Source organism: Komagataeibacter xylinus, assembly GCF_004302915.1.
Classification (GTDB): Bacteria; Pseudomonadota; Alphaproteobacteria; order Acetobacterales; family Acetobacteraceae; genus Komagataeibacter; species Komagataeibacter xylinus_C.
In genome coordinates this window covers 1-20,184 of sequence record NZ_QQBI01000017.1, presented here as the reverse complement: position 1 = coordinate 20,184, position 20,184 = coordinate 1, and the positions used below count along the sequence as shown (strand labels likewise).

The window sequence follows — 20,184 nt, the reverse complement described above, 5'->3', positions numbered from 1 at the left end:
TCATGACGTGGCCGGCCGGGCCTGTGGCAGGATCTCGAACAGCATCTCCTTCGGGCGGCACGGGCGGGCCTGCGTGTCGGTCATGACCACGGGGCGGTTGAGCAGGACGGGATGGGCGGCGATGGCATCAAGGATCTGCCCATCGCTCAGCGCGGGATTATCAAGCCCGAGTTCGGCATAGGGCGTGCCGCGCTCGCGCAGCAGGTCGCGCACCGGCACGACCAGCCTGCTGGCCAGCGCATCGAGTTCGGCCCGCGTGGGCGGTGTCTTGAGGTATTCCACCACCACGGGCTCGATCCCGGCGGCCCGGATCAGGGCCAGCACGTTGCGTGACGTGCCACAGGCACGGTTATGGTACAGGGTTACGGTCATGGCATGCCCCACATGGCGCGAGAGGAACAGTAAGCTGGGCCTGGGCCCGGCCATGGTGGTCCACCATTTCCGCGCGGACGTAAAGGGCCTGTTGCTCAGAAGGGAATTTCGTCCGCGCAGATCTCCGTTTTCGGTGCAATGCGGTAGGCATCGATAAAATGCGCATCACGCGGAAAGTGGAACTGCCGCAGCGGGGGCGGCGGCGCGGTTTCTTCTTCCGGCACGTCAACGGGCAGGATCAGGCCTGCTTTCAGGTTCTCCCGTGCCATATCGATCACGGACGGAATTTGCATGCCGTTTACGATATTGGCCGTTGCAATGACATGCGGGCCCTTGAGCACGTAAGTATTATACTGCCTGTCAAAACACACGTCCAAACCGGCATCTAGGCTGCGCACGGCCTCGCAGGTGCCCGCGCGGATATGCGCCATCTCGCGTGAAAAGCCCGCCCATGCCGCCCCGATGGCCTGCATGTAGGCAATATGGTGGGCGATCAGGGTCCGCGCCGGGGCGACATCTGCCCACACCTCAATGCCGAGAGATGGAAAGACGATGCACTCCTCTTTTTCAAACGCGATAAGGCTGGCACCACGCAGGGCCAGCTTCTGGCCTTTATACAGCAGCAGGTCAAAATCCTCAGCCGCACCAGGCGGATAGACCTGATCGACAAACGCGCTGGTATCGGAAAAATCGTTGCCCGAGACCATTTCCAGCAGGAAATGCTCCCAGTCATCGCGCCGGTAAAAGATATTCCCTGTCAGGTCGTACGTCATGCTTCCTGATCCTGATGCAACACGGGGCCTGCCTGCCACGCATCCTTACACCCTTGGGGCGCATGGTGCATTCAGGGTGTAGTTCGACTATATACCATGCTTCCGTGTATCCGCATGCGTGCATGTGGCCGTTTCCAGCGCAGGGTTGCCAGTGTGACAGATCCATCCCTTTCTTCCGCCCCTTCTCCGCTACAGGCGGAACTGCCCATCCGCGTCGCGGCGCTTTATCATTTCACCCCGTTTGCGGATGTTGCCGCCGTGCGCGAGCAACTGCTGGCAGCCTGCCATGAGCTGGGCATACGCGGCATATTGCTGGTGGCGCATGAAGGGATCAATGGCACCATTGCCGGAACGGATGCGGCCATTGAAGGCATACTGGCCATCATCCGCGCCCTGCCCGGCTGTGCCGGGCTTGAGGTCAAGTTCTCACGCGCGCCCGCGCTGCCGTTTCACCGCATGAAGGTGCGCATCAAGCGCGAGATCGTGACCATGGGCATTGAAGGCCTCGACCCACGGCGCGACGTGGGCCACTACGTGCCGCCCGAGGACTGGAACGCCCTGATTTCAGACCCCGACACCATCGTGATCGACACCCGCAATGATTATGAAGTGGCGATTGGCACGTTTCGCGGCGCGATTGATCCGGGCACGAAAACCTTCCGCGAATTTCCGCAATGGTTCCGCGAACGCAGGGCCGCGCTGGAGCATGAAGGCCGCACGCCCAAAATCGCGATGTTCTGCACCGGCGGCATCCGCTGCGAGAAAGCCACCGCCTTTGTCCGCGCCGAAGGGGTGGAGGATGTGTTTCACCTGCAGGGCGGCATCCTGAAATACCTTGAAACCGTGCCCGAGGCCCGGAGCCTGTGGGAGGGCGAATGCTTTGTGTTTGACCAGCGCGTGAGCGTAGGCCACGGGCTGGCGCCGGGCACGTTCGACATATGCCACGCCTGCCGCACGCCGCTCAGTGCTGCCGACCGCCAGTCGCCTGACTATGAGGAAGGCGTGAGCTGCCCGCATTGCAGCGCGGAACGCACCGAAGCCCAGCGCCAGCGCTACGCCGAACGCGAACGCCAGATCCAGCTGGCCGAAAGCCGCGGCGTACACCACATGGGCCTGCCCCTGCCGGTTGGCGCAAAAACGCCGAAAGAAGCCGGTTCAAAATAATGGCCTGCCGCAAAAGACAAGGCCAGATAGCCTAAGGGGCCGATGCACGGGGCACAGGCAACACTTTCAAAAGAGTTTTTAAAAACAGATCATTGACCAAAACAGGAAAGGCTTTCGGGTGCCGCCTTTTTTCAAGAAGGCGGCACCTTCCGAAGTTTTTTGAAAAAATCTGCACCAGAAATTTTATGATTTCAGGGAATTATTGATTCCTGTACTTTAAAATTGCCTTTCGAGCATCAAAATAACACTACATCCTGAATTTTTTCAGAACAGGACTGCAGGCAATCTAACGCATACAGAAAAATAGAAGAGAGATTATGTTTAACTATTTTGATGATAAATTTAAAAAAGATTCCCGTTCCTGCAATAAAGGAAATAATGCTTATCCATACCCTGCCGACATGGCGGAAGGTCTATGCCACCTGTTTAAAAATTATGGTGGAGACTCGTTTAACGGTGGTTTGTACAGAATTGTAAAACCTGAAGACATCAAGACATGGTCAGAACGTGTTTGCCAGGCATTCCCCGATTACGAAAAAACAACGGTATGCTTTGGATATGATTGGCTTGGCAGTAGGTTTCTTCGCAGAATGGCAGAAAGCAACGGGTTTATCATTGAAATACAATGAATGCGTTTCCTATAAAATACCCCCATTCCTGAGCGGAAAGGATGAGATCGATAATTTATACGTAGAAGGTATTGATGTTTCCTGGAATATTCTTGAACAAATGCTAAACAAGATACGTAGTTAAAAAATAGGAACCATTGAGCACCCGCGCGTAAGTTGCATGTCCATGTCCCGCATTGCGTGGCGTTCACCGGGCTGGTGTTTTACGGGGTGCCCGATCATCCTGTCATGAGAATGGTTGTGGTAAAGCTTTTTTCACGAAGGCCGCAAGGCGCATCGCTTTTAAAAAAACAGACGGTGTGCGAAAACTTTTTTATCCAATAAGTTGGTTTCAAACAGCCTTTTATCGGGAGCACAGACTGATTGAACGCTGAGACCGAACCGTCACACATCCCTGCCCCCCGGCCCGGAACGCGCCAGCCCTGGTCCACGCGGCTCAGGCGGCGCTTTGGCGTGTATGCCCATGTGCCGCGCATGTTCCGCCAGATCTGGCGGTGCAGCCCGGCGCTGACAGTGGCCTGCATCAGCCTGCGGCTGGTGCAGGCCATCCAGCCGCCGCTGGCGCTGTATCTGGGCAAGCTCATTGTTGATGAGGTCATCCGCCTTGGCGGCCATGCCATGCCCACCGGTTCACTGGCCCATTGGGCGCTGCATGGCCCGGCCACGCGGCTGGAACTCTGGATCGCGCTGGAATTCGCGCTCATCATCCTGTCCGACCTGACTTCACGCGCCATCTCGCTGGTCGACGGGCTGCTCAATGAGCGCTACATCAATTCTGTCAGCCTGGCGCTGATGGAACATTCGGCAACGCTCGACCTGCAGCAGTTCGAATCAAGCGCATTGCAGGACCTGCTTGAACGCGCGCGCCGCCAGGCCTCGGGGCGCAACAACCTGCTGGTGCAACTGTTCAATATTGCCCAGACCACGGTCACGGCGCTGATGCTGGCGGCAGGGGTCATGGCGTTTGCACCTTGGCTGGTGATGGTCCTGCTCATCGCCCTGCTGCCTGCGGCTGCGGGGGAAGCGCATTTCAACGCCGAGGGCTACCGCCTGATCCGCGCCAAGACCGCCGAGCGGCGCGAGATGGAATATCTGCGCCATGTCGGCTCCAGCGCGGAACACGCCAAGGAGCTCAAGCTGTTTGGCCTTGGCGGCTTTCTGGTCGGGCGCTTCAGCGCGGCTGCGGCAACCGTGCTGGAACAGAACCGCAAACTGGCGCTGCGGCGGTTTGCGTGGAGCGGGGCATTCGCCGCCATCGGCTCGGTCGCGTATTATGGCGTGTATATCGTGATTGTGTGGGATACGGTGCGCGGGCATTTCTCGGTGGGTGACCTGACCTTTCTGTCAGGCTCGTTCCTGCGGCTGCACGGGCTGCTGTCGAGCCTGCTGCTGGGCGTGACGCAAACCGCAAGCCAGGCGCAGTACCTGGATGATTTCTTCACCTTCCTCGACCTGCGCCCGGCCATTCTCTCCCCACCCGTGGCCAAGCCCTTCCCCTCGCCCATCCGCCACGCCGTTCGCTTTGACAATGTGGGCTTCCGCTATCCTGGCACGGACAGGTGGGCCCTGCGCGGCCTCGACCTGTATATCGGCGCGGGCGAGACGGTGGCGCTGGTGGGCGAGAACGGCGCGGGCAAGACCACCATCGTCAAACTGCTTACCCGGCTTTACGAGCCCGACGAGGGGCGGATCACGGTTGATGGTGTTGACCTGCGCGACATGGACCTTGCCGACCTGCGCGCCCATATCGGCGTGATCTTTCAGGATTTCATCCGCTACAGCCTCACCGCATCGGAAAACATTGCCGTGGGCCGGATCGAGGCGCTTGATGACACCGCACGCATCACCGCCGCCGCCCATGAGGGGCTGGCCGATGACGTGCTGGCCAAGCTGCCCATGGGCCTTGACCAGCCCTTGGGCAAGCGGGTGGCCAGGGGGCGCGAACTGTCAGGCGGCGAGTGGCAGAAAATTGCCATATCACGCGCCTATATGCGTGATGCCGACCTGCTGATCCTTGATGAACCGACCTCCGCCCTCGATGCCCGCGCCGAGACCGATGTGTTCGAGCGCCTGCGTGCGCTGCGCCAGGGCAAGGCGGCGCTGGTCATTTCGCACCGTTTCTCCACCGTGCGCACGGCGGACCGCATCGTGGTGCTCGAACACGGGCGCGTGCTGGAGGCGGGCACGCATGCACAGCTCCTGGCCCAGGGCGGGCGCTATGCGGAACTGTTTGAATTACAGGCGGCGGGGTACCAGTAGGCCCCCGCCGCCCGCGGCCTACTTGGTGGTGTAACCGCCATTGACCAGAATGGTCTGGCCGGTCATCCACCACCCTTCCGATACGATGAAACGGATATAGGGGGCTATATCCTCGATCTCGGTCAGGCCGGTCCGGCTGAAGGGCGAAAGCGCTGCGGCGGACTTGTGGTAGGCCACGGCCTCGGGCGCTTCCTGCCCGTAGAAGAAAGGCGTATCCATCGGACCTGGCCCGATCGCGTTGACCGAAATGCCACGCGCGCCATATTCCTTCGATGCCGCGCGGGTAAAGTGCTCGACCGCCGCTTTCGAGCCCGCATAGGTGGAATAGAACGGCGTGTACGCCCCGAGCAGCGAGGTCACGAGGGTGAGCAGCTTGCCGTTATCGTTGAGGTGGATGCCCGCTTCCTTGATGAAGAAATACGCAACTCGCGTGTTGACCGCGAACATGGCATCGAACTCGGCCTCTGTCGTCTCGGCAATCGGCTTCTTGAGCACCTGGCCCACGGTGTTGATGGCAATGTCGGGGCGGCCGATGGCGGCCACCGTATCGGCAAACAGCTTGGCCACCGCACCGTTTGCGGTCAGGTCGGCCTGAAAGGCCACGGCATGCACGCCAGCAGCCTTCAGCGCGGCCAGTGTTTTCTCGGCCTCGGGTTTCGTGGCGGCGCTGTGGTAGTGAATGGCAATGGCCTTTGCGCCATGGGCCGCAAGGTCATGCGCCACGAGCGCGCCAAGGTTCTTGGCCCCACCGGTAATGAGAACCGTCTTACCCTTGATCGTGTGATCGACCATATCGAGCCTCCGTTCATGCGTGACAAGCGCGGTTGGCGCTTTTTCTTCCCGCACAGTATCAGCTAGGATCAGGCCATAAAGTTCCCATTCCTGACAACACCTGTCAGGATTGACGAACAAACACCCAATGCATGCCGGGGGTTCGCGTGGATCGTATCGACCTGTTCCGTATTTTCACCCGCGTGGTGGAGACCAGCAGTTTCACCCGCGCTGCCGATACGCTCAACATGCCGCGCTCCTCGGTCTCGGCCGCCATACAGGAACTCGAGAACCGGCTGGGCACAAGGCTGCTGGCCCGCACAACCCGCTCCGTCACCCCCACGCCTGATGGCACCGCGTTCTATGAGCATTGCGTGCGGCTGGTTACGGATGTGGAGGAAGCCGAAACCCTGTTTCAAAAAGACCGCACCGCGCCGCGTGGCCTGCTGCGGGTGAACCTGCCCGGGCGCATCGGGCGGCTGATCGTGGCGCCTGCCCTACCCGCCTTTTTGCGCGACTACCCCGATATCGACATCGAGCTTGGCGTCAGCGACCGCACCGTGAACCTGATCGAGGATGGCATCGACTGCGTGCTGCGTGTCGGCCCGCTGGCGGATTCAGCGCTGATTGCACGGCAGTTGGGCGAACTGCCGCTGGTCAACGTGGCCAGCCCCGCCTACCTGGCGCGCAGCGGCACGCCCCGCACGCCTGCCGACCTGCCGCAGCACGAGGCCGTGCGCTATGCCTCCCCCGCCACCGGCCGGGTGGAGGCATGGGAATGGATGGCGGGCGACACGATGCACAGTTTGCAGATGCCGGGCCGGGTTACGGTCAACAGCGCCGAAGCCCTCGTGGCCTGCGCCCTGGCCGGGCTGGGACTGATACAGGTGCCCGCCTATGACGTGCGCCACCATATTGCGGCGGGCGAACTCATTGACGTCATGCCCGACTGGCGGCCCGAACCCATGCCCATGGCGCTCCTCTACCCGCATCGCCGCCATCTGTCGCGCCGGGTGCAGGTGTTTGCCGACTGGCTTGCAACGCTACTTGCGGCGACAATGGAAGGACGCCCCGGCGAGGCGAATTGATAAAGTAAAAGTTTTGGGGTGCCGCCTTTTTTCAAAAAGGCGTCGTTCTTTTAAAACTCTCCTAAAAAAGCTTCACCAGAAACTTCTATGGCCTGCCCCCGAAACGCAGCCACAGCCAGCCCGACAGCGCAGCAATAAGGGAGCCTGTGAATATGCCCAGCTTCGCCGTCTCCACCAGGGCGGGGTCCGTAAAGGCAAGGCTGGCAATGAACAGGCTGATGGTAAAGCCAATGCCACACAAGAGCGAAAGCCCGAACAGCATGTGCAGCGAGCTCGCCTCCGGCAGGCTTGCCACCCCCAGCCTCGCTGCCAGCATGCTCGCGCCAAAAACGCCCACGGGCTTGCCCACCACCAGCCCCAGCATGACCCCAAGCGGCACGGGCGCCAGCAACATGCCCACATGCGCCCCCGCAAGCGACACGCCTGCATTGAGGAAGCCAAACAGCGGCAGCACCCCCCATGTCACAACCGCGTTCAGGCCCGGTCGTGCCAGCGGGGCGGGCAGGCACGCCCCGATCGCCACGCCTGCCAGCGTTGGCTGCACGCCCGCGCGCACACACAAGCCCCATAACAGCATGCCGCCCAACCCGTAAACGCACGGATTGACCACCCCGCCACGCCGGACCGCAACCAGCCCCGCCAGCACCATGCACGCGCAGCCCAAGGCTGGCCAGCAGGGCGCGGAGCCGTAAAAGATCGCAATGACCCCGATGCCCAGCAGGTCATCAAAAACCGCCAGCGCCATGAGCCACACCCGCGCCGCAGGGGCAACACGCGCGCCAAGCAGCAGGATGATGGGCAGGGTAAAGGCGGCATCGGTTGCAATCGGTATGGCCCATCCCCGCGCCGCCTCCACCGCGCCACGGGTTGTGAACACGTAAATGAGGGCCGGAACCACCATGCCGCCCAGCGCGCCAATCAGCGGCAGGGCGACCTTGCGGGGTGATGAAAGATGGCCATCGCTGATTTCCTGCCTGATTTCGAGGATGATGGTCAGGAAAAACAACGCCATCAGCCCATCGGATACCCAAGCGGTCAAGGTGCGTGGCCCCTGTGCGCCCAGGACAGCAAGGCTGAGCGGCCAGTGCGCCACCGCCCCGTAAGCCCCGGCCCATGGCGAATTGGCCAGCCCGAACCCCAGTACGGAAGCCAGCAGTAACACGCAGGCGCCCCCTGTGGGAGAACGCCATAAAGCCTGCAGGCGCCGCGGCAGGAAAGCTGTCGAAATACTCATTCGGCTGTCATTGCACCCGAACGCAGCCGCATTGCAATAACAGCACGCACGCGGGGCAAAAAGCGTAACCACAAAACAGATAACCCGGAATACAAAGGTTTTTGGTGAAGCTTTTTTCAAAAAGCTTCGAAAACTGCTGGGGCTGATTAAAAAGAGCCCTCTCAGATCAGCGCACCTTCCGCCGTCATCTGCTGCAGGTCGAGTTCATGTTCAAGCTGGTGCAGCACGGCGTCATGGATCTCGCCGCTACGGTGCAGGCGCAGCAATTCGGCGCGGCCTGCCTTTATGGTGGCCAGCAGGGCGCGGTAATGGGCATCCTGCCGCCCCTGCAGCGCCTCCTGTTCATGGCTGAAACGCTCGGCCAGCTCCGCGCGGTAGGCATATTGCTCAAGCAGGCGATCATGCACCAGCTGTCCATCCGCATCATAGGCCAGATGCTGCATGATGCGCTCCTGCACGCGGGCGATCTGGGCGCGCGCCTGCGATACCGAAAGGTAGTGCCGCTGCCCTGCCACCTGCCCGCGCGCGCCCTCCGTCATGCGGATCAGCCAGCCAATGGTTGTGCCCTGCCCCAGCACGGTGGCCAGAATGACCACGAAGGTCGCGATCTGCATGATGTCGCGCTCGGGCATGCCCTCGGGCAGCGCCAGCACGATGGCCAGGCTGACCACGCCACGCATGCCGCACCACCCCATGACCGCAACATAGGTCATGAACCCCCGCACGCCCGGCCGCCGTGATGGCGGCACGCAGGCGATACGCAGCCCCTCGGTCAGGGCCATCCACACAAAGCGCGAGATCATGACCGCCAGCACAATGCCCATGACGGGAGCAAACACATCCTGCGCCACCCAGCCCGTGCCCCTGTGGCGCAGCACGATGGCGTGCAGCGCCATGCCGATCAGCACGAAAACGAGGGATTCGAGCAGGAACACCAGCACCTCCCACACCGCCGCCCAGCGCAGGCGTTCATCGGCACTGAACACGTCATGCTGCCGCCACCCCAGCACCAGCCCTGCCACGACCGTGGTAATGACCCCCGACGCCCCAAGCCACTCCCCGCCGATATAGGCCACCCAGGGCAGCAGCAGCGTCATGGTAATGCTCAGGATCCGGTCGCGCACCCGGCGCAGCAGCCTGATCCACAACCACCCCAGCCCGCCGCCCAGCACCAGGCCGCCCATGGCCAGCCACGCGAAGGTGACGGTGGCATGGACAAGGCTGAACGAGCCGGTCAGCACCGCAACGGTGGCAAAGCGGTAGATGACGAGGCTCGCCGCATCATCCAGCAGGCTTTCGCCTTCCAGCAGCGTGGTGATGCGCTCGGGCAGGACCACGTGCTTGAGCACGGCCTTGGCCGCCACCGCATCGGGGGGGGCGACAATGGCGCCCAGCACGAAACACCCCGCCCACGGCATGGAAGGAATAAGCCAGTGCGCGGCCAGCCCCACGGCAAACGTGGTGAACGCAACCCCGCCCACCGCAAGCTGCAGGATGCCAAACAGGTGCACGCGAAACGCATGCCAGACGGAAAAATACGCCCCCGCCAGCAAAAGCGGCGGCAGGAACACGATCAGCACGAGGTCAGGATCGATTTCAAGCACCGGCAGGCCGGGGGCGAGTGCTATGGCAATGCCGCCCAGCACAAGGGCCGCAGCCGGTGGCAGGCGCATCTTGCGCGCGGCAAGTTCCAGCCCGACGATGAGCACGATCAGCATGAGGATATACTCAAAGCGCGCTACATTGGACATGAACGTCATACCTGTCTCAGCCGGGCCTGTGCCTTTAACGCGCAAGCCATGCCATCGGTATCTGACAAAATATTCATGGTCATGAGTGGAAATAATTCATGTCTTTTTGGTGTCGCGCCACACCATCAGACCAATCATGGCCGCTTGAATGAAATAAAATACCGGCACTGCCATGAAACGGTGCCCCCTACCGCCCGTTCATGCCATGCAGGCCGCCCTTGCGCGCGGCACCCCTGCACCACCCTTTACATGTAGCCACCCGCTCCAGACAAAGGAGGACAGCCGATGGATGCATTCCGCACCCGCCCGGCACAAGGCCCGGACAAGCCCGTGGTCAAGCCCCCATCCCGCACACTGGCGCCCGCACGGCCCGATACGCCACCGGCGCAGGCCCGGCCCTGCCTGTCGCACCGTCTCGCCACCCCGGCGCAACAGCCAAGGAAAAGCCTTTTCCGCAAATGAAATCACGCGAGCGCGTGGCGGTCCTGCGCCACGCGCTCCGCGCTGGAGCATGACATGAACGCCACCACACGCCGCCCCTCTCGACCCGGTGGTGCGTCGCGCTCCTGGCTGGCGCGCCTGCCCCGATGGACCGCCCAGCCGGAATGGCAGGAGGATGCCGCACCGCTCAGAAGCGAGATTTTTGGCCCCGAACGGCTCGAAGCCCATGCCAGAAGCCTGGCCGCGGCCCAGACCATAACCTCTGGGCCGCGCGGATACGGCCAGCCCCTGTCACGCAGGCTGGCGCAAAACAGCGCCTTCCTGCGCGCGGCGGATGCCCGCATTGCCGAGGCCATTCAGGCCGGCCGACAACTCACCCCCGCAGCCCAGTGGCTGGCCGATAACTATGCCCTGATCGACATGCAGATCCGCGAGACGGACCTTGACCTGCCGCCGGGCTATTACGCGCGCCTGCCCAAGCTGGCGGACGGCCCGTTTGCAGGCCTGCCACGGGTGTTTGGCGTGACATGGGCGCTCGTGGCGCACACCGACAGCAATATCCAGCCCGCCATGCTCTACAGTTACCTGCTGGCCTACCAGAGTGTAACGCCGCTGAACATTGGCGAACTCTGGGCCGTATCCATCACGCTGCGCATCGTGCTGATCGAGAACCTGCGCCGGGTCACGGGCGCCATCATGGCCAACAATGCCAGCAGGCGCGAAGCCGACGCTCTGGCCGACCGGCTTGCCGCCTGCCGCAAGGATACGCCCGCCGCCCTGTCCGCCCTGCTCGCCTCGGTGGCGCCGCACATGCTCACCCATGCGTTTACCGCCCAGCTTGCCCACCGCTCGCGCGGGCTGGACCCGGAAAAAGACCCCGCCCTGATCTGGCTGGCGCAACGCCTGGCCGACCGGGGCACCACCATGGATGACGCGGTGCGCGACGACCTGCTTGAACAGGGCGCGTTCAATGCCACCATCCGCAACATCATCACCAGCCTGCGCCTGATCGCGGGGTTTGACTGGACCGAGGCTTTCGAGCGGGTCTGCCTCGTCAACCGGGTGCTTGCAGCCTATGACAGCTTCACCAGGGCCGATTTTGCCAGCCGCGACCTGTACCGCAAGGCCATTGAGGAACTGGCCCGTGGCAGCGGGCTGAGCGAAATCGCCATAGCCGAACGCGCGGTGGCAATGGCCCGGCAGGCACAGGCCGCAACGCCTGATGACCCCCGCCGCGCCGATCCCGGCTATTACCTGCTCATGGCCGGACGGGCGCGGCTGGAAGAGGCCACCGGGTTCCGCCCCCCCGCAAAACTCACGCTGGTGCGGGCATTCTGCGCGCGCGGCATTATGGCCTACAGCGCTGTCGTCACTGCGCTGACGCTGCTGTTCCTCGCCCTGCCGCTGTGGCTGTGCAATGCCGCCATGGGGGGCGCTTCGTGGCTGCTGGCGGCCCTTGCCTTCGTGCCCGCATCAGAGGCGGCGGTGGCGTGCGTGAACCGCCTGGCGCTTGGGGTCATACAGGCCACCGCCCTGCCGGGGCTTGAGTTCAGGGAGGGGATACCGCCCACGCAACGCAGCATGGTGGTGGTGCCCGCCCTGCTCACCACGCCCGCTACCGTAGCCGCCCTGCTGGCCCGCATCGAGGTGCATTACCTTGCCACGCGTGATGACGAAATACACTTCGCCCTCCTGACCGACTGGCCCGACACCCCCGGCCCGGAGGCGCCCGATGACCAGCCCTTGCTGGCTGCCGTGCTGGCAGGGGTGGAAAAACTCAACCACAAATATGGCCCCGCCCGTGGTGGCACGCGCTTTTTCGTGCTGCACCGCAGGCGGGTGTGGGTGGAGAGCGAACAGGTCTGGATGGGCTGGGAGCGCAAGCGCGGCAAGCTGCATGAACTCAACCGCCTGCTGCGTGGCGCAACCGACACCACCTTCATGCCAGCGGCACACCCCCTGCCACAGGCCATAAAATACATCATCACGCTCGATGCCGACACGCGCCTGCCGCTTGAAACCGTGCGCCGCCTGATCGGCAAGATCGCGCACCCGCTCAATGCCCCGCGCTTCGACCCCGTATCGGGCCGGGTGCATGAAGGCTATGCCATCCTCCAGCCACGGCTCACGCCTGCCCTGCCGGTGGGCCACCACAGCACGCTGTTCCAGCGCATCTATGCCAGCGCCAGCGGCATAGACGCCTATTCCGCCGCCGTGTCCGACCTGTACCAGGACATGTTTGGCGAGGGTTCATACGCAGGCAAGGGCATCTACGACATCGATGCCTTCGAGGCGGCGCTTGAACGGCGCGTGCCGGACTCCACGATGCTCAGCCATGACCTGTTCGAGGGCATCTTCGCCCGCGCGGGGCTGGTATCCGACATCGAGGTGGTGGAAGACTTTCCCACCGACTACCTTGTCGCCGCCCAGCGCCTGCATCGCTGGACACGCGGTGACTGGCAGCTCCTGCCCTGGGTCCTGTCAGGCCCGGGCCGCACGCCACGCAGCCACGTTTCCAGCATTGCGCGGTGGAAGATGCTCGACAACCTGCGCCGCACGCTCAGCATGCCGCTCGCACTTGCGGCACTGGTGGGCGCGTGGTTCCTGCCCTTTCACGTGGCCCTTGCCTGGACCGCCTTCGTGCTGCTGGTCATTGCCCTGCCCGCCTTCCTGCCCGTGCTGGCCGATTTCGTGCCCCGACGGGAATGGATCACGCTGCGCAGCTATTTCAGCGTGCTCGCCGCCGCCAGCGCCGAGGCAGGGGTGATGACCTTCCTCAACATCACCTTCCTCGCGCATCAGGCCAGCCTCATGGTCGATGCGATCGGGCGCACACTGGTGCGCGTGTTCATGACAGGGCGGCACATGCTGCAATGGGTGCCAGCCGACCAGCTGGGCGGGCGCATGCGCCCCGGCCTTGCGGGGTATTACGGGCATATGCTGTCCGGGCCGGTGCTCGCGGCCAGCATTACGTCAGGCATCAGCCTGTGGGCGCCATGGAGCCTGTTCCTGTGCGTGCCGGTGGCAGTCTTGTGGGGGCTTTCGCCCGCCATTGCCATGTGGGCCAGCCGCACGCCGGTCATCGCCGCGCGCTCGCGCCCCTCGCGCACCGATATCCGCGCCCTGCGCATGACCGCACGGCGCACATGGCGCTTTTTTGAGACCTATGTCACCCCGGCCGACAACATGCTGCCGCCGGACAATTTTCAGGAAGACCCGGTCCCACTCCTGGCACGCCGCACCTCGCCCACCAATATCGGCCTCTACCTCCTGTGCACCATCAGCGCGCGTGATTTTGGCTGGACCGGGCTGGCCGATACCGTGGCCCGGCTGGAGGCAACCTTCGCCACCCTTGCGCGCATGCCGCGCTACCGGGGGCATTTTTACAACTGGTATGCAACCGATGACCTCCGCCCGCTCGAGCCTGCCTATGTCTCGAGCGTGGATAGCGGCAACATGGCCGGCCACCTCATTGCGCTGGCCAGCGCATGCCAGCGCTGGGCCGAACACGGGCCCGAAACCGACCCGTGGCGCGCGGGTCTGGCCGATGCGCTCAACATCGCCATGGCGGACCTCACCTTCAGCAATGGCGCGCGCCGCAATCATAGTGCTCCCGAGCGGCAGTTGCTGCGCCTGCTCACGGGGCTGAAAAACGCGGTCCTGTCCGACACCGCCGCCCGGTCGGCAGCCGAATTCGCCCGCCTGCGCCGTCAGGCGGCAGCGGCGGTCGATCATGCCGCCGTGCTGTACAGCAACCTGCCTGATACGGCACCTGACACCACAACGGACCTGCTGTTCTGGATTGCGGCCCCCCTGCGCGCGCTGGAGAGCCACCAGCGCGACCTTGACACGGACCTCCACGCAACCCTTGCCCCCCGCCTTGCGGCCCTGGCGCAGGCGGCGCGGCGCATGGCGCAGGAAATGGATTTCAGATTCCTGTGCGATCCGGCGCGCAAGCTGCTCTCGATCGGCTACCTCGTGGCGGAGGACACGCAGGACGGGAACTGCTATGACCTCCTGGCCTCGGAGGCGCGGCTGGCGGTGTTTTTCGCCATCGCCAAGGGCGACATGCCCGCCCAGGACTGGTTCCGCCTTGGCCGCCCCATCACCCCGGTGGGCAACGGGGCGGCGCTGGTGTCGTGGTCGGGGTCGATGTTTGAATATCTCATGCCCTCTCTGGTCATGCGCGCGCCCATGGGCAGCCTGCTCGAGCAGACCAATACGCTGATCGTGCAGCGCCAGATCGCCTACGGGCAGGCGCGCGGCCTGCCGTGGGGCATATCGGAATCCGCCTATAACGTGCGCGACCTGGAATATACCTACCAGTATTCCAACTTCGGCGTGCCGGGTCTGGGGCTCAAGCGCGGGCTGGGGCTGGACCGGGTCGTGGCCCCCTACGCCACGGCGCTCGCCGCCATGATCGACCCGCAAAAGGCGGTGGCCAATCTGTACGTGCTGGAAAAAACCGGTGCGCTGGGCCGGTACGGCTTTTATGAATCCCTCGACTACACGCCCGGCCGCGTGCCTGACCGCAGCCCTGTCGCGATCATACGGGCCTATATGGCGCACCATCAGGGCATGACGATCCTTGCGGTGGCCGATACGCTCATGGGGGGCATCATGCGCACGCGCTTTCATGATGATCCGCTCATGGCCTCGGCCGAACTGCTGTTGCATGAACGCGCGCCGCGCAGGGGCGCCGTGGCCCGCTCCCTGCCGCTTGAAGATGACAGCCAGGCCCCCGCCCCACCCGTCACAACGCCAGCAGGCCGTTACCTTGACCGGGCCGACACGGTGCAGCCGGTCACGCATCTGCTTTCCAACGGGCGGTACACGGTCATGCTTACTGCGGCGGGGTCGGGCTACAGCCGCTGGCTGGGCCAGGCCATCACGCGCTGGCGCGAGGACATGACATGTGATGAATACGGCCAGTACATCTACCTGCGCGACCGGAACACGGGCCGGGTGTGGTCCGCCACCATGCAGCCCTGCGCCGCGCGGCCCGATGAATACGGCGTGGCCTTTCATGAAGATCGCGCCGAGTTCGCCCGCCGTGACGGCAACCTGACCACGACGCTGGAAATATTCGTCTCCGCCGAGGATGACGCCGAAGCCCGCCAGATTTCGCTCTACAACGCCGGCAGCGAGGCGATGGAAATCGAGGTCACCAGCTACAGCGAACTGGCCCTGCTGGGGCAGGACGCCGATCTGGCACACCCGGCCTTCACCAAGCTGTTCGTGCAGACCGAATACCTACCCGAGGCCCGCGCGCTGGTCGCCACCCGCCGCAGGCGCGCGCCCGACGAGGCCGGGATATGGGTGGCGCAGATGGCGGTGTGTGACTACCCGATCGAGGTGGAAACCGACCGCGCCCGCTTTATCGGCCGCCGCCATGATGTGCATGACCCCGCGGCCCTGAACGCGCGCGCGCGCCTGTCGGGTGCTGTCGGCACGGTGCTGGACCCGGCCTTCGCCATCCGCGCCACGCTCTCCATCCGCCCGGGCGCCGTGGCGCGCCTCACGTTGTGGACCATGGCCGCCCCCACCCGCGCCGCCCTGCTGGACATGATCGACACCCATCAGGATGCAACCGCGTTCGAGCGCGTGCGCACCCTGGCCTGGACGCAGGCGCAGGTGCAGCTGCGCCATCTCGACATCAGCCCCGCCACGGCGGACCTGTTCCAGCGCCTTGCCGGCCACATCCTTTACGCAGGCCCGGCCCTGCGGGCCGACGCCACGAGCATTGCCCGGGGGGCCGGGCCGCAGCCGCTGCTCTGGGCACAGGGCATTTCAGGCGACCTGCCGCTGCTCGTGCTGCGCATAAGGGCGGCGGATGACACGGCTGTGGTGCGCCTTGTGCTTGTGGCGCAGGAATATCTGCGCCTCAAGCAGGTGGCGGTTGATCTTGTCATCCTCAACGAACATCCGTCCTCCTACATGCAGGACCTGCAGGTGGCGCTCGACCAGATGGTGCATGCCACGCCGCGCACGCCCAGCACGGCGGGTTCGGTGCGTGTGCTGCGCGCCGATCTCGTCACCCCCGTGGTGCTGGACCTGATCGTGTCGATTGCGCGCGTGGTGCTGGTGGCAGGCCAGGGGCTGGCCGAACAGCTTGACCTGGCCGAAGGCCCGATGACACGCCTCCGCCCCCCGGTGCCCCCCGTGCCGCGCCACCCTGCCACGGCCTTTGCCGCGCCAGCGGTGCCCGAACTGGAATTCTTCAACGGGCATGGCGGATTTGCGCAGGACGGGCGCGAATACGTGATCGTGCTTGGCCCCGGCCAGAGCACGCCCGCGCCATGGGTCAACATCATCACCAACGAGACATTCGGCTTTCAGGTCACGGGGGAAGGCAGCGGCCATACCTGGTCGGGCAACAGCCGCGAGCACCAGCTTACCCCGTGGTCGAACGACCCGGTCAGCGACCACGCCGGCGAGATCATCTACCTGCGCGACGAGAACAGCGGCACGCTGTGGTGCCCGAGTGCCGCGACACGGCGCGACGCGGCGGCAACCTACGTTACCCGCCACGGGCACGGCTATACACGGCAGGACCGCGTGGCCCACGGCATTGCCAGCACGCTCTTGCAGTACGTGCCGCCTACTGACGCGGTCAAGATCACGCGCATACAGCTGCGCAACCTCTCCGCCCAGCCGCGCACCCTGTCGGTCACGGCCTATGTGGAATGGGTGCTTGGCCCCGCGCGCAGCAGGGCAGCCCCTTTCATCCTGACCGAACGCGACGGCGAGACGGGCGCGCTGTTCGCGCGCAACCGCTGGCAGGCGGAGTATGCAGGCCGGGTCGCGTTTGCCGATATGGGCGGCTACCTGAGTGCAAGTTCCGGGGATCGCACCGCCTTTCTCGGGCGCAATGGCAGCGTGGAAAACCCTGCCGCCTTCACCCGCCCCAACGGCGTGCAGGGCCGCACCGGCGCGGGGCTGGACCCGTGTGGCGTGGTCCAGACCATGGCCACCGTACCGCCGGGCGGCCGTGTCGAGATCGTCTTTTTGCTCGGCGAAGGCGAAAACGAGGCCGATGCCCGCCGCCTCATCACCCACTACCGCGCGGCCAACCTTGACCGCGTGCTTGAAGCCGCAACCAGCCAGTGGGAGCAGGTAACGGGCTCCGTGCAGGTCAGCACGCCCGACCGCGCGCTCGACATCATGCTCAATGGCTGGCTGCTGTACCAGACCCTGGCCAGCCGGGTCTGGGCGCGGGCGGGCTTCTACCAGGCCAGCGGGGCCTATGGCTTTCGCGACCAGTTGCAAGATGGCATGGCGCTGGCGCTGTGCCGCCCCGCAGCCGTGCGCGCCCACCTGCTGCGCGCGGCCAGCCGCCAGTTTGTGGAGGGCGACGTGCAGCACTGGTGGCTGCCGCTGACCGGCGCGGGCGTGCGCACCCATATCTCCGATGACCGGGCATGGCTGGCCTATACGGTGGCGCATTATGTCAGCACAACGGGCGATAGCGGCGTGCTTGACGAGGTCGTCCCCTTCCTCGAAGCGCCACCCCTGCCGCTGGAGGAACATGACCGCTTCATGATCCCGGAAGTCTCGCCACAGGCAGGCACGCTGTTCGAGCACTGCGCCCGCGCGCTCGATCAGGCGCTGGCCACGGGCGCGCACGGCCTGCCGCTGATGGGCACGGGCGACTGGAACGACGGCATGAACCGCGTGGGCGAGCATGGCCGGGGCGAGAGCGTGTGGCTGGGGTGGTTCCTGCACGTGGCCCTGGGCACCTTCATTCCTCTTGCGCGCAGCCGGGGCGAGGATGCCCGCGCCCAGGCGTGGGAAGCCCACAGGCAGGCCCTCGCCACCGCACTCGAGGCCACATGGGATGGCGACTGGTACCTGCGCGCCTATTTTGATGACGGCACGCCACTGGGCACGCACACCAGCGCGGAATGCCAGATCGATGCCATATCCCAGTCATGGTCGGTGCTGTCCGGCGTGGGTGCGCCTGACCGGGTGGCCCATGCCATGCGCTCGGTGCGCAAGCTGCTGGTGCGCGCCGATGAAGGGCTGGTGCTGGTGCTCGCCCCGCCCTTTGACACCATCGGCCCCGATCCGGGCTACATTCGCGGCTATCCGCCCGGCATACGTGAAAATGGCGGCCAGTACACCCATGCCGCGCTGTGGACCGTCATGGCCTTCGCAGCCCAGGGCGATGGGGCGCAGGCGCATGCCCTGCTGCACATGATCAACCCCATCAACCACAGCCGGACCGCCGAGGCCGCTGGGCGTTACCGGCTGGAGCCCTATGTTGTCGCAGCCGACATCTACTCACGCCCGCCGCATGTGGGGCGTGGTGGCTGGTCGTGGTACACCGGCTCGGCCGGATGGATGCAGCGCGTGGGCGTGGAAACCCTGCTTGGCCTGCGCGTGCTGGGCACGACGCTGGTCGTTGAGCCGTGCATTCCGCCCGGCTGGCCCGGATTCACGGCGCGGCTGCGCTGGCGCACCGCCACCTACGCCATAACGGTCAGCAACCCCGGGCATGTCAGCACGGGCGTGCGCCAGGTCGTGCTCGATGGCGTGGCCCTGGCCGCCACCGACCCGATCCCGATGGTCGATGATGGCGCAACCCATGTCGTGGCCGTGACACTCGGCCCCCCGCCACAGGCAGCGACGTGACGGAGGGCGCCGGTTTCAGGCGCAGCGGCATCACTTATTAATTTACCAATGCCCGTGCAAAAGGCCCGAACCATCCCGCGCGTGTGCCGTTGACTGACTGACAGCAGGACAGAACGCGTTTTTTACTGCTGCCTTTCCATAAAGGACAGGGATCATGTCTTACCTTACGCACCAGCGCGCGCGCGGCGGCGATGCCCCTTCAGCCCCCGTGGATGAAGGCCACGCCACCCCGAAGGCTGAAGGACACGGCAAGCCCCGCAAGGGCGAGGACGAGCCTGAATCCAGCCTCGACAATGACGAACGGGTCGAGGCCACCAGCCACAAGGGCCAGCAGCGCTGCGCCGAAGGCTGCGACGAACACGCCCGCCCCGAAGGCCAGAACGGCACGACACCCGCCCGGAAGCCCTGACGGCGCGACGAGCCATCCGCTCAGTATTCATGCCCGTATCCAGACCATGCAGAAGTATTCACTCGACAGGCAGATGCATGATGCAACTCCTGCCGGGCGTGATGGCTTCAATGCATGGCGCATTCCCAAAATGAAAGAAGACACAACCATGAAAAAGATCCTGCATTCCACCCTGCTTGCAGCTGTCGTGGCAAGTGTACCCGCCCTCGCCGTGGCCCAGTCATCGGCCATGCCCAACGAGCAGCCGGCGCCCACGGCCGATTCAGCGGCCTCGCAGGTGGGGCGCAACCCGCCTTCGGCCACCTCCACGAACGGCCAACGCGTCGAACCGTCGGACAAGCTGTGGAACAACCCGCGCACCGTGGGCGAACAGCCCGGCACGCAGCCGCCGAACAATAATGATGCCTCCGGCAGCGCCACCCCGCATGGCCACAGCCATACCCACCCCGGGTCGGAGGGGCGCAGCAGCCGTGGCGGGAACAAGACTCCCTCCCCCGCCGATAGCAGCGAACAGTAAGCCACGCAGCCGCACGGAGCCCGCGCCCCTATTACGCGGCTCCGTGCCTTATGTGAGAACAGGCATGTACATTCCCCTTTCTCTTAAATACAGCTCCGAGGCCACGAGACTCGGATTAAACTCGTAGTCTTTCCTTTGCTTG

At 64.3% G+C, this 20,184-nt stretch carries 13 protein-coding genes; 8 read left to right on the top strand and 5 right to left on the bottom strand.

What is annotated here, in order from left to right:
• Positions 1-372 carry an arsenate reductase (glutaredoxin) gene (arsC, locus tag DV027_RS10665; protein ID WP_130731815.1) on the bottom strand — a complete coding sequence of 124 codons (372 nt, stop codon included), beginning with the start codon at positions 370-372 and terminating at the stop codon, positions 1-3.
• A 95-nt stretch (positions 373-467) separates the two neighbouring features.
• Positions 468-1,145 carry a hypothetical protein gene (locus DV027_RS10660; protein ID WP_130731785.1) on the bottom strand — a complete coding sequence of 226 codons (678 nt, stop codon included), beginning with the start codon at positions 1,143-1,145 and terminating at the stop codon, positions 468-470.
• A gap of 114 nt (positions 1,146-1,259) precedes the next feature.
• Here DV027_RS10660 and trhO point away from each other — a divergent pair, with 114 nt between their 5' ends.
• The 3 genes from trhO to DV027_RS10645 all read left to right on the top strand — a co-directional run bounded on the left by trhO (position 1,260) and on the right by DV027_RS10645 (position 5,197).
• Entirely contained in the window at positions 1,260-2,309 is a 1,050-nt protein-coding gene (gene trhO, locus DV027_RS10655) for an oxygen-dependent tRNA uridine(34) hydroxylase TrhO (protein ID WP_130731784.1), read from the top strand.
• A gap of 317 nt (positions 2,310-2,626) precedes the next feature.
• Positions 2,627-2,938, top strand: a complete 312-nt coding sequence (locus DV027_RS10650) for a hypothetical protein (RefSeq protein WP_130731783.1) — start codon at positions 2,627-2,629, stop codon at positions 2,936-2,938.
• Between the two features lie 363 nt (positions 2,939-3,301).
• Positions 3,302-5,197 (top strand): ABC transporter ATP-binding protein, encoded by a 1,896-nt coding sequence (locus DV027_RS10645; protein ID WP_242621847.1) that lies wholly within the window; start codon positions 3,302-3,304, stop codon positions 5,195-5,197.
• An 18-nt stretch (positions 5,198-5,215) separates the two neighbouring features.
• Here DV027_RS10645 and DV027_RS10640 read toward each other — a convergent pair whose 3' ends face one another.
• Positions 5,216-5,989 (bottom strand): SDR family oxidoreductase, encoded by a 774-nt coding sequence (locus DV027_RS10640; RefSeq protein ID WP_130731782.1) that lies wholly within the window; start codon positions 5,987-5,989, stop codon positions 5,216-5,218.
• A 146-nt stretch (positions 5,990-6,135) separates the two neighbouring features.
• On the opposite strand from DV027_RS10640, the gene DV027_RS10635 reads away from it, so the two are divergent.
• Complete coding sequence (locus DV027_RS10635; RefSeq protein ID WP_130731781.1) at positions 6,136-7,056, top strand: LysR family transcriptional regulator; 921 nt, start codon at positions 6,136-6,138, stop codon at positions 7,054-7,056.
• Positions 7,057-7,141: 85 nt separating this feature from the next.
• Here DV027_RS10635 and nhaA read toward each other — a convergent pair whose 3' ends face one another.
• Positions 7,142-8,290 carry a Na+/H+ antiporter NhaA gene (gene nhaA, locus DV027_RS10630; RefSeq protein WP_130731780.1) on the bottom strand — a complete coding sequence of 383 codons (1,149 nt, stop codon included), beginning with the start codon at positions 8,288-8,290 and terminating at the stop codon, positions 7,142-7,144.
• Positions 8,291-8,451: 161 nt separating this feature from the next.
• Positions 8,452-10,041 carry a cation:proton antiporter gene (locus tag DV027_RS10625; protein WP_130731779.1) on the bottom strand — a complete coding sequence of 530 codons (1,590 nt, stop codon included), beginning with the start codon at positions 10,039-10,041 and terminating at the stop codon, positions 8,452-8,454.
• A 285-nt stretch (positions 10,042-10,326) separates the two neighbouring features.
• Here DV027_RS10625 and DV027_RS17565 point away from each other — a divergent pair, with 285 nt between their 5' ends.
• From DV027_RS17565 to DV027_RS10610, 4 genes are all read left to right on the top strand, one after another.
• Positions 10,327-10,503 (top strand): hypothetical protein, encoded by a 177-nt coding sequence (locus DV027_RS17565; protein ID WP_165399170.1) that lies wholly within the window; start codon positions 10,327-10,329, stop codon positions 10,501-10,503.
• 54 nt (positions 10,504-10,557) lie between these two features.
• A complete protein-coding gene (locus DV027_RS10620; protein ID WP_130731778.1) occupies positions 10,558-19,116 on the top strand; it encodes a glycoside hydrolase family 94 protein in 8,559 nt (2,852 codons plus the stop codon).
• A 154-nt stretch (positions 19,117-19,270) separates the two neighbouring features.
• Positions 19,271-19,525, top strand: coding sequence for a hypothetical protein (locus DV027_RS10615; RefSeq protein ID WP_130731777.1), 255 nt, complete (start codon positions 19,271-19,273; stop codon positions 19,523-19,525).
• 148 nt (positions 19,526-19,673) lie between these two features.
• Positions 19,674-20,042, top strand: coding sequence for a hypothetical protein (locus DV027_RS10610; protein ID WP_207303476.1), 369 nt, complete (start codon positions 19,674-19,676; stop codon positions 20,040-20,042).
• The last annotated feature ends 142 nt before the right edge of the window (positions 20,043-20,184 follow it).

Coding starts and splice junctions, on each gene's coding strand:
- arsC (WP_130731815.1), bottom strand. CDS start 372: ATGACCGTAACCCTGTACCATAACCGTGCCTGTGGCACGTCACGCAAC.
- DV027_RS10660 (WP_130731785.1), bottom strand. CDS start 1,145: ATGACGTACGACCTGACAGGGAATATCTTTTACCGGCGCGATGACTGG.
- trhO (WP_130731784.1), top strand. CDS start 1,260: ATGCGTGCATGTGGCCGTTTCCAGCGCAGGGTTGCCAGTGTGACAGAT.
- DV027_RS10650 (WP_130731783.1), top strand. CDS start 2,627: ATGTTTAACTATTTTGATGATAAATTTAAAAAAGATTCCCGTTCCTGC.
- DV027_RS10640 (WP_130731782.1), bottom strand. CDS start 5,989: ATGGTCGATCACACGATCAAGGGTAAGACGGTTCTCATTACCGGTGGG.
- nhaA (WP_130731780.1), bottom strand. CDS start 8,290: ATGAGTATTTCGACAGCTTTCCTGCCGCGGCGCCTGCAGGCTTTATGG.
- DV027_RS10625 (WP_130731779.1), bottom strand. CDS start 10,041: ATGTCCAATGTAGCGCGCTTTGAGTATATCCTCATGCTGATCGTGCTC.
- DV027_RS17565 (WP_165399170.1), top strand. CDS start 10,327: ATGGATGCATTCCGCACCCGCCCGGCACAAGGCCCGGACAAGCCCGTG.
- DV027_RS10620 (WP_130731778.1), top strand. CDS start 10,558: ATGAACGCCACCACACGCCGCCCCTCTCGACCCGGTGGTGCGTCGCGC.
- DV027_RS10615 (WP_130731777.1), top strand. CDS start 19,271: ATGTCTTACCTTACGCACCAGCGCGCGCGCGGCGGCGATGCCCCTTCA.
- DV027_RS10610 (WP_207303476.1), top strand. CDS start 19,674: ATGAAAAAGATCCTGCATTCCACCCTGCTTGCAGCTGTCGTGGCAAGT.